The following is a 15525-nucleotide window of genomic DNA, read 5'->3' on the forward strand; positions in this document are numbered from 1 at the left end:
GTTTCCTCAATTTGCCATGCCGCACCCGAAGGCACTGCTCTGTTCGAGCGCGGCACTGTCATGAGCCACCTGAACCACCCGGCTACGACGCACAAGGGACAGCGTCTTCGCCCGTCTCACGGGCTGACGTGGGTGCTAGTTGCGTCGCTCGCGCTCTGGGCAACTTCCGCCTATTGCGACACGCTGGCTGGCAAGGTTGTGGCCGTGGCTGATGGCGACACGCTCACAGTTCTTGATGGCGACAAGCACCAGCATCACGTACGGCTCAGCGGCATCGACGCACCGGAGAAGCATCAGGCCTTCGGAAGCAAGGCGCGAGAACACCTGGCCGCGCTAACGTTCCAGCGCGACGCCGTCGTCGAGTACAGAAAGCGAGACCGATACGGTCGAATCGTCGGCAAGGTGGAGGTCGAGGGGCGCGACGTGGGTTTGGCTCAGGTGGAGGCCGGAATGGCGTGGCACTACAAGCAGTTTTCGAGGGAGCAGTTGCGAGCCGACCGTCTGACCTACGCTGCCGCTGAAAATAGCGCGCGGGCGGCACGACGTGGGTTGTGGGCGGACGAGGACCCGACACCACCATGGGAATTCCGGGGTCAGTCGAAAGCACGCTGAGCGAGGGGATGGTAGTAGACGGGGCAGCTGACCGACGCACTTGAAAAGGCAATATCGTTGCAGTTGACCAGGGCCAGGCCGCGCCGTAGGCTGGCCGAATGGACAGTTCCGACGAGACAAATTGCCAGGCCCGCGATGTTGTGCTCGAGCAGCTGAGCCGGTCCCACCTCGCTGATGCGCTGCAGGCATCGGTCGCTGACGCCAGCGCTGCAAATGCGGCGTTCCAGTCTGGCTACTTTGCGCTGATGGCGTCCCTGTCCCCGGACGAGGTGGGCTCCTTCGAAGACCACCCCAACGTTGAGGCCGCGGTCTTGGGAGCCCAGCGGCTTGGCCTGAAACCAGACGACCTCAACAGCGCTCGCGAAGACGCGGCGGGCTACTACTCACCCACGCTTCGGTCCGACGACGAGGTGAGACGCCAGCTTGAATGGGCGCGCCGCGCCCGAGCTGCCGCGGGCTGGCCTGAGTGAACTAAAGCAGCCAGCAATGCCAGGCCGCTAGGCGCCAAAGTCATGCGCGGCGGCGAACCGCTTTGGCATCTAGCGCCTTCATGCCACGCCGCATGGCGCAGCGAATTACGTCCGTCTGCAACGCTCGCGCTTCCCGCGCCAAGCTTCGAACCGCCGCGTCCATGTCCGCAGCAAGGTAGACAGTCCGCATGCCAAGGCTGACATCTTTCGGCGCTGCCGGTATTGGGGATACCTTGTTCATTCGCGCCAGGCCGGCGCGCAGGTATCTCCGGCACATCTCCCCCTTGCTGACACCGTCTTCCGCGGCTTGCGCGCGCAGCTTCGCATCGACGTCCATGTCGACGTAGATGCTTCGAAAAACCAGGGGACCGTCCATTGCGACGAGTTTAGGGAACGGCCGTGACGGCGCAACCGGACCTGTCGCGTGGAACACGGCGTGAAACTTCTCACTTTCGCTGAGAAGTCGCGAGAAGTCCTAGCGGCGACGACCGGAAACCACGAATCCAATTGCGCGCAATGAATCTCAAAGCAGCTGAGAACTTGTGAGAAGTGGCCGCCAGTTGCGCCTAGCCATGTGGACCGCGCGCTCCGGCCGGGACCTGACGACTTGGTGCCGGACCTCGCGCTTCAGTCGTCGAGGTCGGCAGGCTTCACAGTGAGGTCGACGGGCTTGGGGTCGAACTCGACGGCAGCACCCCCGGCGCTGCTCTGGTCTGCGAGCTGGGCAATCACACCGCGCAGTAGCCGACCGTCGGCCTCGTCGAGCAGCTGCTTCGCCTCGCCAGGCGGAAATCCGAGGTCGGCAAAGACATTGCCTTGGGCGGGTGTGGTGTGCCCCCGCCTGAAGTCAATGCTTTCCAGGTCGTAGAGATTGGCTTCTGCTGCCGCTTCGCGTGGCGAAGGTGCGCCGGCATGCTGCTGTTCCCGCGCTTGCAGATAGGCGTCGACCGCCGTTGCGGCTACCACCCTGCCGCCCTCTCGCATGGCCACAGGGCCCAGCTTGCCAACATCGGCCAGCATGGAAGCGTACACGCGAGGAACATCGAGGCGGACAGCAGCCTCGGCGATGGTCAAGAGTTCATCAGACATCGGCGGACCTGTCACGCGAGGTCGTTTCGCGCTCGCCACTCAGCAAGGAGCCGCTGGGCGTTGCCCAGGGTCAGCTCGTCTGTTATCCAGTAATGATTCATGAGCTCGCGCACCTTTTCGGCGGCAAGAAGCTGGTCAGCTTCCGCCGCATCGCAGCCAAGCTCTTCAAGCAGCTTGGCGTCAACGGAAATGGAGCCGGTGAGGACGTACTCCGTCAGCATCTTCAAGGCAGCGTCGTTCCTCATTGGCTCGCCGCCTCGAAAGCGCGACCAGCCAAGCGAACCGCATCGCTGAATGGGACGACACGGTTATGGGCGTAGTAAAGCTGCACGACTTGCACTGCTTGGTCCGCTTCGGCGTGCGGCCATGCCAGTTGGGTCACCGCGAGCCGCACAGCTTCTGCATTGGGATGGTCCACGAACGTCAACCGCTCTTCCATGGTCAGCGACGACATCAGGGCGTCGTACATGGCCATGATTGCGGCGCCTACTGGGTCCGAGAGTCGGCCAGACAGCGCTTCATCAAGACGAGTTTGAGCGGAGGTCAGGAGAGCGTGCATCGCGGGTATAGCAAGGTGTGGCCGGCTCAGCCCGCCAGACCTTTCGTCCGGCTCCGGGCGCGCTGCGACTTACCACACCGGCCAGGCAGACGTCTTTGTGGCGCGATGCTGCCGTAGACCTGCTGGTCGCACAACGACGAGTTGCGTACGATGATTCTCAAAACGGCTGAGAAGTCCTGAGAAGCTGGGGGCCACTCCGCCGATTTTTTTGACGGGCTACGTGCAACACAACGTGTAATGCACGTACCTCTTCAAAAATAGCGGTTCACCTGCATGCAGGCGGGTCAAGACGCGGGACGGTTTCCCAGCATGATGATGGCCATTCCGGCCAGGCTGACGGCGACGCCCACCCAGTCAGTTGTCGTTGGCCGAACCTTGTCGACCAGCATCAGCCACACCACCGCGACACCGATGTAGACGCCGCCGTAGGCGGCGTAGACCCGCCCAGCGGCAGTTGGATGCAATGACAACAGCCAGGCGAAGAGCGCGAGGCTCGCCGCACCCGGCACGAGCACCCAAATGGGCTTGCCCTGCTTCAGCCACAGGTATGGCAGATAGCAGCCGACGATTTCCGCGACGGCCGTCACTGCGAACAACAAGAAGGTCTTGAACAGCTCCATCGAACGATTCTCCGACGGCGTCAGGCCCTTGACCCTCAAGCTACTTGAGCAAATACGGTAGCGACTGTGGGCGTTGTGCCCCGACATCGGAGACCCGTGATGAGACCTTGGAAGGCTGTTTTGGGAGTTGGGGCGGCGTGTGCTGTTTGCTGTGCGGTGCCGCTGCTGGGCGGCGTCGCCGGACTGGCTGCGGGAACGACTGCCGTCGGGGCTGCCGGCTCTGCACTGCTCGCCTGCGCAGATGAGCTGACGCCCCTTGGCCTCGCCTTGCTTGCTGTTGCCGCCGCGAGTGCAGGCCTGGTTTGGTGGCGTCGCCGGGCCCATCGGAAGGCGCAAGTGACGACCATCTGTGGAGGAGCCTGCAATGCAAGCCGCTGACGAGGCACCCGTTGCTTGTACGTTGTCGTCCGACGACCTCGGCCGGCGGCTGGCTTGGATTCGCCAAGTCACATCGGCGAACCTGCTCTCCCATCAGCTGACCGGTACCAAGCTCCAACTGACGTACCGACCGGCGGCCAAGCCGGACCTTGAGCAAATCGTCGACCGGGAACGGGAGTGCTGCGCCTTCCTGCGCTTCGACTTGCAGGAGTCAGCTGGGACGGTCGAGCTAACCATCGAGGCCCCGTCTGGCGTCGGCGAAGAGGCTCGCTGGCTGTTTGACCAATTCTTGCCCTCGGCTGATGCGGGAGCCAGCAAGTCGGCCTGCGGTTGTGGCCCTGGCGCGTGCGGCTGACCTACGATGACGACATGAGCGCAAGGCTGTCTATCGGCGTGGTCGCCCGACGCACGGGTGCGACGGTCCCCACCGTGCGGTATTACGAAGAAGTTGGGCTGCTCCCGCCGGTGAATCGAACCGAGGCGGGCCAACGCAGCTACGACGAAACGACGGTCCGGCGCTTGGTGTTCATCCGCAGGTGCCGAGACTTCGGGTTCTCCATTGACCAGGTGCGGGAGCTGGTCGGTTTGGTTGACCAGCCAGACCGGCCTTGCGCCGAGGTGCGCGACATCGCCGTGACGCATCTGCAGGAGGTGCGCCGCAAGCTCGACGAGCTGAAAGCGCTCGAGGCGAGCCTCAACGCATTCGTGGGCAGCTGCGATACCGCCTGCGCCGGTGGTCCGGCAGTCGACTGCACCATCCTTGAGGACTTGGCGGTTCCCGCCGACATGGCGCGCATCGTCAGGAACGGCTGCTGCAGTCCGTAGTGCTCGCATGCACCCGGCGCCGCATCTCAGCCGGATATTCATTGAACCCAAGCGAGCGGCACAACTCGCGACCGACCTCGGTCGCACCGAGGTTGAATTCGCGCATCCCCAGGTCTTCGCACCGCCGCAGCACCTCCTGAAGCAGAGCACGAGCGATACCTCGCCTGCGCCAGTTCTCTACGGTGAACACGTTCACGACGCGGGCCATCTGCCCGCCGGGGTTTGCACGTGTCGGGCCCCAGTCCAGCAGCACTGCGCCGGCACCGCCGATGACCACGTCGCCATCGACGGCGAGCACGCCAACATAGCTGCCAGCCGCTATCCGGGGACGGACCCAAGCTGCGTATGAGGGGCGCCGAGCGGCGTCCTCCTCGCGGTAGCAACCATGCGCTGCCACCACTTCCGCGTCGGCACCGACTGCCGGTCGAAGAGTCCAATCCAACGTCATTTCCCCTGAGGTCTTAATAGGCCGAGGGTCGCGAATCTACCGGACGCGACGTCGCATCAGATACCAGGCAGCTGGCACCACCAGCATGCTCAGCAGCGGCGCCGTCACCATGCCCCCAACCATCGGCGCGGCGATGCGGGTCATGACTTCCGAGCCGGTGCCGTGCCCAAAGAGGATGGGTAGCAAGCCAGCCATCACGACCGCCACCGTCATCGCCTTCGGCCGCACTCGCAGCACCGCGCCTTCACGGATGGCGGCAAGCAAGGTCTCCTCGTTCTCGGGTTCTCCGGCTTCCAGGCGCTGTTTCCACGCGTTCTGCAGGTAGACCAGCATCACCACCCCAAACTCCGCAGCCACGCCTGCCAAGGCGATGAAACCCACGGCCGTTGCCACTGAGATGGCGTGCCCCAAGACCCAGATGAGCCAGAAGCCGCCAACGAGGGAGAACGGAACCGCCGCCATGACAAGCGCGGCATCGCCTGCCGAACGGAACAGCAGATAGAGCAGCACGAAGATGATGGCCAGGGTGACCGGCACGACAACCTTCAGACGCTCAGTGGCACGCTCCAGGTACTCGAACTGCCCTGACCACGAGACGGAGTAGCCGGGCGGCAGCGCCACCTGTTTGCCGACAACCTCCTGCATCTCGTGCACGACCGAGCGCAGGTCGCGACCCCGCACGTCGACGTACACCCAGCCAGAAAGCCGCGCGTTCTCGCTGCGGACCATGGGCGGCCCTTCCTCGATGGAGATGCGAGCCACGTCCTGCAGCAACACCGTTGCGCCCTTCTCAGTGACGAAAGGCAGCTGACGCAGCCGCTCCAGCGAGTCGCGCACCTCACGGGGATAGCGCACGTTGACGGGGAAACGCTCGCGGCCCTGGATGACCTCGCCCACGTTGTCACCACCGATGGCCGTGGACACCACAGCCTGGACGTCCGCCACGGACAGCCCAAAGCGTGCGGCTGCAGGACGGTCAACATCCACGTCGATGTATCGCCCGCCGGTCAGCCGCTCAGCCAGCGCCGAGGACACGCCAGGCACGCCTTTCACGGCCAGCTCAATTTGCGTGGCCAGCCGGTCGATGGTCGCCAGGTCGGCGCCGGCCACCTTGACGCCAACGGGGCTCTTGATGCCGGTTGCCAGCATGTCGATGCGGTTGCGGATGGGCGGCACCCAGACGTTCGATAGGCCCGGCACCTTGACGACACGGTCGAGTTCCTCGACGAGCTTGTCCGGCGTCATGCCGGCGCGCCACTGCTCGCGAGGTTTGAACTGGATAGTGGTCTCGAACATCTCCAGCGGCGCCGGGTCGGTGGCGGTGTCGGCCCGGCCGGCCTTGCCGAACACACGCTCGACCTCCGGAACGGTCTTGATGAGACGGTCCGTCTGCTGCAGCAACTCGGAGGCCTTCGACACCGAGATGCCAGGCAGTGCCGAGGGCATGTAGAGCAGGTCCCCCTCATCCAGCGGCGGCATGAACTCGCCACCCAGCCGCATGACGGGGATGGCCGTCACCGCGAGCACCACCGCCGCGATAGCCAGCGTGGCCTTGGGGAAGCGAAGGACGGCTTCCAGCGCCGGCCGGTAGATGGCGATGAGGAAGCGGTTCACGGGGTTGGCCGTCTCCTTGGGGATGCGCCCACGGATGAGGTAGCCCATCAGCACCGGCACCAGCGTGACGGAGAGCCCAGCTGCTGCGGCCATCGCGTAGGTTTTGGTGAACGCCAGCGGCGTGAACAGGCGACCTTCCTGGGCTTCGAGCGTGAAGACAGGCAAGAAGGACAACGTGATGACCAACAGCGAGAAGAACAGCGCCGGCCCCACCTCCATTGACGCCTGCGTGACCAGCCCCCAGCGTTCCGTCAATGTCGGTGGTCGGCCATGCTTGTCCTCGAAGTGCTCAAGGTGCTTGTGCGCCGCCTCGACCAGGACGACCGAGGCGTCGACCATGGCGCCCAGCGCGATAGCCACGCCGCCCAAGCTGAGGATGTTTGCGCTGACGCCCTGCCAGTGCATGACGATGAACGCGGTGAGGACACCCACCGGCAGCGTCACAACAGCCACCAGCGCCGAGCGCAGGTGGAACAGAAACACCGCGCAGACCACGGCGACGACAACGAACTCCTCGATGAGCTTCACGCGCAGGTTGTCGACAGCACGGTCGATGAGCTTTGAGCGGTCGTAGGTCTCGATGACCTCGACGCCCGTCGGCAGGCTGGGCTTGAGTGCCTCCAGCTTTGCCTTGACCGCTGCAATGGTCGTGCGGGCGTTCTTGCCCGAGCGCATGACGACCACGCCACCCGTGACTTCGCCTTCGCCATCCAGCTCAGCGATGCCACGCCGCATCTCCGGCCCAATCTGGACCGCGGCCACGTCGCGCAGCAACACTGGCGTCGCACCGGCTACGCTCAAGGGAATGGTGCGGAAGTCGTCAAGCGACTTCAGGAAACCGCGCGAGCGCACCATGTATTCAGTCTCGGCCATCTCCACGACAGAGCCGCCGGACGACTGGTTGGCCTTCTGCAGCGCCTGGACAACCATGGCGTGCGTGATGCCGAGGGCGCGCATGCGGTCAGGGTCGAGCACCACCTGGTACTGACGCACCATGCCCCCGATGCTGGCGACCTCCGACACATCCGGAAGGGTCTTCAGCTCGAACTTCAGGAACCAGTCGTTAAGCGCGCGGAGCTGGCCGATGTCGGTTTTGCCGCTGCGGTCAACAAGCGCGTACTCGTAGACCCAACCTACGCCGGTCGCATCCGGTCCCAGCGCAGCAGTCGCGCCGGCCGGCAAGCGGCCCTGGACCTGGTTGAGGTACTCGACCACGCGCGACCGGGCCCAGTACGGGTCGGTCTTGTCGTCAAAGAGGATGTAGACGAACGAGTCGCCGAAGAAGCTGTAGCCGCGCACGGTCTTGGCGCCAGGCACGCTGAGCATGGTCGTGGTCAGCGGATAGGTGACCAGGTCCTCGACCACCTGCGGCGGTTTGCCCGGGTAGGTCGTGCGCACAATGACCTGGGTGTCCGAAAGGTCCGGCAGCGCATCGACGGGCGTTCGGGACACGGACCACAGGCCCGCAGCCACCAGGAACGCTGTGGCAATGAGGACGAGAAAGCGGTTGGTTACCGACCAGCGAATAAGCGAGGCAATCACTTGTTGCCTCCCGTCCGTTGGACCGAGACCAGCACATAGTCATCGCGCTGCTTCTTGAACTCGAAGTGGACCGAGTCGCCAGGCTTGACGTCTGCGAAGACCGTGGGACCGACCCTATGGAACACCATGGTCATAGCGGGCCACTTCAATTCCGGCACCGGCCCGTGGCTGATGGTGAAGCTGCCGGCTTCGACGCTTTCCACCTTCCCGTCGGCGCTGTAGACAGAGGGCATGGCCATTGCTGGTTCGGATGCTGCTGGCGCGGCGCCCATGGCGCCGAGCACGGACTTCAGCCGGGCCTCGGAGTCGATGAGGAACTGGCCGCTGGTGACCACCTCGTCGCCTTCGCGCAGCCCCTCGAGCACCTCCACCTGGTCGCCAAGGTCTGCACCGAGCTTGACTTCGCGTGGCTCGAACGCGCTGCCGTTCTTGCGAACAATGGCCACGGCCCGCGTGCCCGTGCGGATGACAGCTTCGGCCGGCACGACCAGGCGTGACGAGATGGCGCCTGCGACCTGCAGACGCAGCAGCATGCCTGGGGTCAGCTTGCCGGACCGGTTGTCGACCTCGAAGCGGGCCTGCAGGGTGCGGGTGTTGGCGCTGACCTGGGGAAGGATTTCCTTCAGTTCGCCAGTGAAAGTCTGCGAGGCGTCCGCCTGCAGTTCGGCCTTGACCTTCTGGCCTCTCACCAGGCGCACGGCCTGCGCTTCAGGCACCTCGGCCACGGCCCAGACCTTCTCCAGGCCTGCGATGCGGAACAGCGTCATGCCCGGGGACACTGCAACACCTTCGCGCACGCCCAGCTCCGCCACCACGCCCCCAGCCGGCGCGCTGAGCGTATACCGGGCCTGCGCGGTGCCCGTCTCCTCGCTCTGGCGAACGAGGGCGTCGGGGATGGACATGGCACGCAGGCGGTCGCGGGTCGCTGCAATCAAGTCCGGGGCGACGCCCGCACGCTTCAGCGCAAGCAACTCGTTCTGCGGCCCGAGCCATTCGGGCGCGAAGACGGTGGCCAAGGCCTGGCCCTTGCGAACCTGCTCCATCGGCGCGCGAACGGCGAGGCGCTCGATGTAGCCGGCAACGCGGGTCTGGACGGCAACGTTCAGGCGTTCGTCGAACTGCACGGTGCCCACTGCGTCGAACGACGAGGACACATCGGCCTTCTTGACGACAGCGGTTCGCACACCGAGGTTCTGCTGCACCGTCGGACTGACCTTGACGCCACCGTCGCTTGCCTCGTCGGCGTAGACAGGCACGAGCTGCATGTCCATGAACGGCGACTTGCCCGGCTTGTCGAAGCGCGGACCGGGAACCATGGGGTCGTGCCAGTACAGCGGCTTGCGTTCTGCAGCGGACGTGGGCGTCTCTGGCGCGGAGGCGGTGGGCTGTGTGGAACGGCCGGCGTAGAAGCTTCCAACGGCCAGCAGGCTGCCGCCAGCGACGAGAGCGGCGACGAGAGTTGCGCGCTTCATCGTGCGGCTCCTTCGAGGATGGGTTTCAGGGCGAGCTGGGCCTGGGTCTTGGCCAGGTCGCGTTGGAGGGAGAGCAGCTTTCTCTGCGCCTCGACCTCGGCATGACGAGCCTCGAACAGCGTCATCAGGGGAACCTGGTTGGAGCGGTAGGCAGCCATGGCAGCGGTAGTGCGCTGCTGGGAGACGACGACCACGGTCGAGCGGTAGCGTTCGATGCGTTCCGCAAGGCGCTTGGCATCGCTAGCCAAGGCGTGGTATTCGCCGGTGGCCATGCGGGTGGTCTCGACCAAGGCGGCTTCCGCCTTCTCGGTCAGAGCCAGCTTGGACGCGATGTCGCGGTCCTGGCGCCGTGCGGGCGCGACGGTAAGGGGGATGCTGACGCCGACCGAGACCATGTCAGGGTAGCCGGCACGCTGGCCATAACTGACCTCCCAGGACCAGTTGGGATTGCGGCTGGTCCTGGCCAGTTCAGCTTCCTTGCGGCTTACCTCGGCGTCCCGCTGCGCGGCGATGACGGCGGGATGGCTGACTACGTAGGCCCGCTCTTCTGGTGTCGGGAGGGGGCTTGGCGCAGCCAGGTCGTCAGCGGTAGTGCCTACCCAGCGCTCCAGTGCGGCACGGGCAGTGGCCTGCAGCTGTTGCACCTCGGCGGTCTCGTCTTCCGCGACGCCGCGAGCACCGGTCAGCGCAAGGACTTCCTGGCTGTTGCCGGTCGCGGAGGAGAGCCGTGCGCGTGCAGCCTCCAGCTCCTCGTGGGCATGGTGCTCCATCAGCAACGTGAGCTTGACCGTCTCGCCCGCGAACCACGCGTCGAGGTAGGCCAGACCAGCCTGAAGACGAACATCCGCCGCAGCTGCCTGCACCGTAGCGGCCTCACGACCGACCATTGCGTCGGCAGCGGCTTGACGTGCTGCGCGCTTCTCGGCCGAGAGCCATTCCTGGCTGATGCCGACGCGCTTCATCGTCATCGAGTCCCGCGAGCTGAACCTGTCAGCGCCGGAGATGGGCAGGTTGTCGACACCGGCCCGTAGGACAGGGTCTGGAAGTTGGTTGGCGGCGCGAGCAGCTTCGGTAGCACTCGTGGCGCCGGCGCGGGCCGCGCGGGCGGATTCGGACCGCTGGACTGCCAGCTCGAGGGCTTGGTCAAGCGTGAGGGGTGCTGCCCAGCACAGGACGGGCAGCAATGCGGCAGCCATAGCGACTGCTCGCAGGAAACGTGGTGATGGCATGAAAACTCCGTGGACGAGCGGCGGCGTTGCCGGGATGCGGACGTGCCGCACCGGCGCCTGTCAGTCGGCGGAGCTGGTCAGACTCGGAGTCTGAGCGTGGAAAGGAAGAGTGGGTCCGGAGGCGGCTGGGCCTCGGCCGTGGCCGCAGCGGGCACGGTTGTCGCCTCGACAGCGTCGAGCGCCAGCGGCAGCTCCAGCACCTGGACCACCATCGGCAGCGACAGGGTGGGGACCTTGACGACCTCGAAGGACTGCGCAGCACTAGAGGAGTGCTCTGCGCAGAGCCCAGGTTGGTCCTGGTCCATGCCTTGGCAGGGCACGCCGGCTGCCATCATTGCCGCCATCGCGGCCGGGTCTGCCTGTTGCGGGCAGACGTAGCTTGCCAACGCCAGCTGTGAGAACAGCAGCGACAACACCACGAAGAACGCGGTTGTCAGGCGATGGAGGCGTTGGCGGGGCATGAGCAGCTTGAGTCTAGCGCGGTGGCTTTAGGCGTGGTGCGCGGAGCCGTAGAGGATTGACTCCGTGCAACCACGACCGCCGCCGTCACTTCACTTTGCCGGCTGGATTGCCGTCACGGTGAAGGCTCCGTTCACCTTCTCGGCGGTGAACTTGACCTTGTCGCCATCCTTGAGGCTGTCCAGCATCTTCGGGTCCGCGACCTTGAAGACCATCGTCATGGCTGGCATGCCAAGGTTCTCCAGAGGACCATGGCGCAGGGTCACCTTGCCCTGGGCCAGGTCAACCTTGCGGACCTCTCCGTCGCTTTGAGGCGCGGCGGTCGAAGCCGATTGTTGAGCTGCACGGTCCGCTGCAGATGCAGGAGCGGTTTGAGCAGTGGCGCCAAAAGCTGTGGCGAGCGACGCGATGGCAAGGATGTGGGTCAGCTTCATGTTCTGGTTCCTTTCTGGTTTGCGCAAACGCTTCACTTGACGGTCAGTTTGCCAACCATGCCGGCTTCGAAGTGGCCGGGCTGCAGGCAAGCGAACTGGAACTCGCCGGCCTTGGTGAACTGCCAGACGATTTCGCCACTCTTGCCCGGCTTGACGTGAGCCATGTTCGCGTCGGCGTGCTCCATCTCTGGGAACTTCTTCATCAGCTCGGCGTGCTCCGCGATGGCCTTCTTGGTCCCAAGCACCATCTCATGCAGCACCTGGCCGCCGTTGTGGACGACGAACTTGACGGTCTCGCCGCGCTTGACAGTCAGGTCACCTGGCGTGAACCGCATGCTGTCTGCCATGTCGACCTTGATGGTGCGTGTCACCTTCTTGGGGTCGCCTTCTTGGCCGAAGTCTGTCGCCTCCACCTTGGTCGCATCGAACTTGCGCGGCTTGGCATGCTCTTCATCGCCATGAGCAAACGCGGCCGATGAGAGGGCAACCAGCGCTGCCAGGGTCAGTGTGTTCAATGTCTTCATTGGGTCTCTTCCTTCAATGGCCTTGGTGGCCGCTGGGTTTGCGAACTTGGAGGGTCTTCGTGTCGGCTTGTGGTGCCGCCGCGCGTGCAGGCTCAGGCATGTCGGCCGTGTATTCGTTAGCGAGGGTGCCCGCCGGATGCTTGTAGGGGCCGGGGTCTGAGTAGTCGCCGCGCTTGACGTCGTCGCGCACCTTCACGACGCTGAACATGCCGCCCATGCCTACGGCACCGAACGGCCCCGTGCCGGTCATCATTGGCAGCGTGTTGTCCGGGATGGGCATCTCCATCTCGGCCATGTCGTGCATGCCCTTGTCGCCCATGACCATGTAGTCGGGCACCAGCTTCGTTATCTTGGCGGCCACGTCGCGGTGGTCGACGCCAATCATGGTCGGCACGTTGTGCCCCATGGCGTTCATCGTGTGATGGCTCTTGTGGCAGTGGATGGCCCAGTCGCCAGCAACAGCGTCGAACTCGAAGGCTCGCATCTGACCGACCGCGACATCCGTCGTCACCTCGGGCCAGCGCGCGCTCTTCGGGACCCAGCCACCGTCGGTTCCCGTCACCTCGAAATGCGGGCCGTGCATGTGGATGGGGTGATTGGTCATCGTCAGGTTGCCCACCCGGATACGCACCCGCTCGCCACTGCGCGCGACGAAGGGGTCGATGCCCGGGAACGCGCGGCTGTTCCACGTCCACAGGTTGAAGTCGAGCATCGTGTTGACGCGCGGCGTCGCGCTACCTGGCTCGATGTCGTAGGCGTTGAGGATGAAGCCGTAGTCGCGGTCCACGCGGTACTGCCTCGGGTCCTTGGGATGGATGATGAACAAGCCCATCATCCCCATGGCCATCTGCACCATTTCGTCGGCGTGCGGGTGGTACATGTGCGTCCCCGGCCGCTGCAGCACGAACTCGTACATGAAGGTCTTGCCCACGGCGATGGGAGGCTGGGTGAGACCCGTTACGCCGTCCATGCCCGACGGCAGCAGCACGCCATGCCAATGCACGCTGGTGACCTCGGGCAGCTTGTTCGTGACGAAGATGCGCACGCGGTCGCCCTCGACGGCTTCAATGGTCGGGCCAGGGCTGGAGCCGTTGTAGCCCCAAAGGTTGGCCTTCATGCCGGGGGCGATTTCGCGAACGACCGGTTCGGCCACGAGGTGGAACTCCTTGACGCCGTCCTTCATGCGCCATGGCAGTGACCAGCCGTTGAGGGTCACCAGAGGATTGAAGGGGCGACCATTGGGAGGCGCCGGTGGAATCTGCGTCGTGGCCGCCGTCTGGATGACAGCTTCCGGAAGCGAGGCCGCGCCGACACGGCTGACTGCGGCAGCGCCAATGAAGGTGGCGCCAGCCGTCTTGAAGAAGGTTCTGCGGTTGTTCATCGTGGAGTCTTTCAGTGGCCGCCCTGTTCGGCGGCGGCTGCCTTGGCAGGGCCCATGGCGGGGCTGCCGCTGGGAGAGCGGCCCGTCAGCGCGGTCTGCAGGTTGGTCTCCGCAATCCAGTAGTCGCGCTGGGCTTCGATGGCAGCAGTCACGGTCGTGACCTGGTCACGCGCATCGGCGAGCAGTTCGAAGACGCTGGAGAGCATCCCGTTGTAGCGAAGCATGTTCTCCTCGGAGATGCGTTTGCGCAGCGGGACGACCTCATCGCGGTAGTGCCTGGCCAGGTCGAAGGCAGTGCGGTATGCGGAGTAGGACTCGCGGACCTCCGAGCGCGCGTTCACGGCGACCTCGGCCGTGCGGTGAAGCGACTGCATATAGGTCGCCTCGGCACGCGCGGTGCGTGCGGAACCGAAGTCGAAGAGCGGCAGCTGCAACTCGACCTCAAAGCCGTTCTGCCGGCGCTCGCCAGTCTGGCTCTTGTTGGCGTAGCCGGCATCAAGCACGTTGATGAAACGGGTGCCCCGAGTCAGCCCGAGCGATTTGGCGGTGGCCTCGGTGCTGCGCTTGGCCATCAGGACGTCCAGACGCTTCTCGATGGCGGTCTGCTCGGCGTCCTTGGGCTCGAGAGGCGTCTTGGGCAGCTCGGGGAGATGCTCAGGGAGCTTGAAAGCCAACTGTTCGCCGGACAAGCCCAGTACGCGGACCAGCTTCTCCCGCTCGGCGACCGCCTGGTGGCGTGCTCGGGCCAGGTTGGCGGTGGCATCGGCATAGAAGGCCTGCTCTCGCATCTGGGCGAGCTTGCTGAAGTTGCCGGCCAGCAGCATGCGACGCGCGAGGTCGTTGGATGCATCGGCTGCGTCCTTGACTTGCTCGTAGTAGCCGACGAGGTCTTGCGCGGCGACGGCGCCGAAGAACGCCTTGCGCGCCTCAGCAGCGACGCCGACCGCGTCGAACGCAGCCTGGTACTGCGCCTGCTCAAGCTGCCGCTGTGCCACTTCGCTTGCCACAGGCAGTGTCAGCAGGCCGAGCAGATTGAACATCACCGAACGGTCAATCTCTGTGATGCCTCCCCCACTCAGGCGCCCGAAACTGAAAGTCGGGTTGGTCAGGCGCCCTGCGCGCACCCGGTCAGCCTCGGCGATGCCAAGCTCAGAGAAGCTCGCCTGGAGGCCTCGGTTGTTGAGCAGCGCAAGCTCCACGGCGCCGTCCGCCGTAAGGGGCTGCTTGAGCAGCTCCGCAACCCGTGCGCTGACGGAATCGACGTCCGACGTCGACCGCTGGATGGTCACGTTCTGACCGGTACGCTCTTTGGTCAGCTCGGAGACCCTGCCGGCGCCGCCGTCCGGCGAAAAGGACGCGCAGCCAGACAGGACCAGCGACGCGGCCGCTGCAGCTGTCAATCGCATCATTGTTTGCCTCCTTGCTTGTGATGACCGCCGTGTGCTTGCCGAGGCCTTGCCGGCAGGTGCTGATGCAGCCATCGGCATCGCGGGAGCTGACATGCCGGACATGCCGGACATGCCGGACATGTCGTGGCCAGCATGCCCGCCACCAGCGCCCGTTCCTTGCAGGGCGTCGTTGAGCGCACGCCAGTCGCCAGGCTTGGCGTCTTGCCAGGGCTTGTAGTCAGCGAAGGCCGACTGATACCGCAACGGCGGCACCGGGGTCTTGGCGCCGGTCGGGTCAGGCCGAGTGGACTGGGCGAGCGCGAGCATGGGCGCGCACAGCACCGCCGCCGGCATCAGCCAGTGAAAGAGGTTGTTCATTGTTCGAAACCATGTGGGTCATCGGCTCGGCATCGCCATAGCCGGAGGACTCTCGCTACGGCCGCCAAGCGGACGCGCGAGCCCAGTCAGGCCTCCCTCGGAG

At 65.0% G+C, this 15525-nt stretch carries 18 protein-coding genes; 4 read left to right on the forward strand and 14 right to left on the reverse strand.

Going from position 1 to position 15525, the window contains the following annotated elements:
- Positions 1 to 60 precede the first annotated feature (60 nt).
- Positions 61 to 612: a thermonuclease family protein gene (locus tag ACS5PN_RS11355; RefSeq protein ID WP_439464057.1), complete on the forward strand. Its 552-nt coding sequence runs from the start codon at positions 61 to 63 to the stop codon at positions 610 to 612.
- A gap of 98 nt (positions 613 to 710) precedes the next feature.
- Entirely contained in the window at positions 711 to 1082 is a 372-nt protein-coding gene (locus ACS5PN_RS11360; RefSeq protein WP_439464058.1) for a hypothetical protein, read from the forward strand.
- Positions 1083 to 1122: 40 nt separating this feature from the next.
- On the opposite strand, the gene ACS5PN_RS11365 is transcribed toward ACS5PN_RS11360, so the two are convergent.
- The 5 genes from ACS5PN_RS11365 to ACS5PN_RS11385 form a co-directional block, all read right to left on the reverse strand.
- Positions 1123 to 1458, reverse strand: a complete 336-nt coding sequence (locus ACS5PN_RS11365; protein WP_439464059.1) for a hypothetical protein — start codon at positions 1456 to 1458, stop codon at positions 1123 to 1125.
- A gap of 251 nt (positions 1459 to 1709) precedes the next feature.
- On the reverse strand, positions 1710 to 2171 hold the full coding sequence (locus ACS5PN_RS11370; protein ID WP_439464060.1) for a hypothetical protein: 462 nt from the start codon (positions 2169 to 2171) through the stop codon (positions 1710 to 1712).
- A gap of 11 nt (positions 2172 to 2182) precedes the next feature.
- Complete coding sequence (locus ACS5PN_RS11375) at positions 2183 to 2398, reverse strand: hypothetical protein (protein WP_439464061.1); 216 nt, start codon at positions 2396 to 2398, stop codon at positions 2183 to 2185.
- Between the two features lie 14 nt (positions 2399 to 2412).
- Positions 2413 to 2646, reverse strand: a complete 234-nt coding sequence (locus ACS5PN_RS11380; RefSeq protein WP_439464062.1) for a hypothetical protein — start codon at positions 2644 to 2646, stop codon at positions 2413 to 2415.
- A gap of 368 nt (positions 2647 to 3014) precedes the next feature.
- On the reverse strand, positions 3015 to 3350 hold the full coding sequence (locus ACS5PN_RS11385) for a YnfA family protein (RefSeq protein ID WP_439464063.1): 336 nt from the start codon (positions 3348 to 3350) through the stop codon (positions 3015 to 3017).
- 364 nt (positions 3351 to 3714) lie between these two features.
- Between ACS5PN_RS11385 and ACS5PN_RS11390 the strand changes: the two genes are divergently transcribed.
- Both ACS5PN_RS11390 and ACS5PN_RS11395 read left to right on the forward strand, forming a co-directional pair.
- A complete protein-coding gene (locus tag ACS5PN_RS11390) occupies positions 3715 to 4083 on the forward strand; it encodes a hypothetical protein (protein ID WP_439464064.1) in 369 nt (122 codons plus the stop codon).
- Between the two features lie 14 nt (positions 4084 to 4097).
- Positions 4098 to 4553, forward strand: a complete 456-nt coding sequence (locus ACS5PN_RS11395) for a MerR family transcriptional regulator (protein ID WP_439464065.1) — start codon at positions 4098 to 4100, stop codon at positions 4551 to 4553.
- Here the strand turns inward: ACS5PN_RS11395 and ACS5PN_RS11400 are convergent.
- The 9 genes from ACS5PN_RS11400 to ACS5PN_RS11440 all read right to left on the reverse strand — a co-directional run bounded on the left by ACS5PN_RS11400 (position 4528) and on the right by ACS5PN_RS11440 (position 15422).
- Positions 4528 to 5001, reverse strand: coding sequence for a GNAT family N-acetyltransferase (locus tag ACS5PN_RS11400; protein ID WP_439464066.1), 474 nt, complete (start codon positions 4999 to 5001; stop codon positions 4528 to 4530). The two genes, ACS5PN_RS11395 and ACS5PN_RS11400, sit on opposite strands and share 26 nt — an antisense overlap.
- A gap of 36 nt (positions 5002 to 5037) precedes the next feature.
- The gene (locus tag ACS5PN_RS11405; protein WP_439464067.1) at positions 5038 to 8157 is read right to left on the reverse strand and encodes an efflux RND transporter permease subunit; all 3120 of its coding nucleotides are present in this window, start codon (positions 8155 to 8157) and stop codon (positions 5038 to 5040) included.
- Positions 8154 to 9629, reverse strand: a complete 1476-nt coding sequence (locus ACS5PN_RS11410) for an efflux RND transporter periplasmic adaptor subunit (protein ID WP_439464068.1) — start codon at positions 9627 to 9629, stop codon at positions 8154 to 8156. Before ACS5PN_RS11410 ends, ACS5PN_RS11405 begins: the two co-directional genes overlap by 4 nt.
- Positions 9626 to 10858, reverse strand: coding sequence for a TolC family protein (locus ACS5PN_RS11415; RefSeq protein ID WP_439464069.1), 1233 nt, complete (start codon positions 10856 to 10858; stop codon positions 9626 to 9628). The genes ACS5PN_RS11410 and ACS5PN_RS11415 overlap by 4 nt, the downstream gene beginning before the upstream one ends.
- Positions 10859 to 10935: 77 nt before the next feature.
- Positions 10936 to 11319, reverse strand: coding sequence for a hypothetical protein (locus tag ACS5PN_RS11420; protein WP_439464070.1), 384 nt, complete (start codon positions 11317 to 11319; stop codon positions 10936 to 10938).
- A 90-nt stretch (positions 11320 to 11409) separates the two neighbouring features.
- Complete coding sequence (locus ACS5PN_RS11425; protein WP_439464071.1) at positions 11410 to 11751, reverse strand: copper-binding protein; 342 nt, start codon at positions 11749 to 11751, stop codon at positions 11410 to 11412.
- A gap of 32 nt (positions 11752 to 11783) precedes the next feature.
- The gene (locus ACS5PN_RS11430; protein WP_439464072.1) at positions 11784 to 12275 is read right to left on the reverse strand and encodes a cupredoxin domain-containing protein; all 492 of its coding nucleotides are present in this window, start codon (positions 12273 to 12275) and stop codon (positions 11784 to 11786) included.
- A gap of 13 nt (positions 12276 to 12288) precedes the next feature.
- Positions 12289 to 13656, reverse strand: a complete 1368-nt coding sequence (locus ACS5PN_RS11435) for a multicopper oxidase family protein (RefSeq protein ID WP_439464073.1) — start codon at positions 13654 to 13656, stop codon at positions 12289 to 12291.
- Between the two features lie 11 nt (positions 13657 to 13667).
- A complete protein-coding gene (locus ACS5PN_RS11440; RefSeq protein WP_439464074.1) occupies positions 13668 to 15422 on the reverse strand; it encodes a TolC family protein in 1755 nt (584 codons plus the stop codon).
- Positions 15423 to 15525 lie beyond the last annotated feature (103 nt).

Origin of the sequence: Roseateles sp. NT4, from assembly GCF_051857475.1 — a bacterium.
GTDB lineage: Bacteria > Pseudomonadota > Gammaproteobacteria > Burkholderiales > Burkholderiaceae_C > Pelomonas.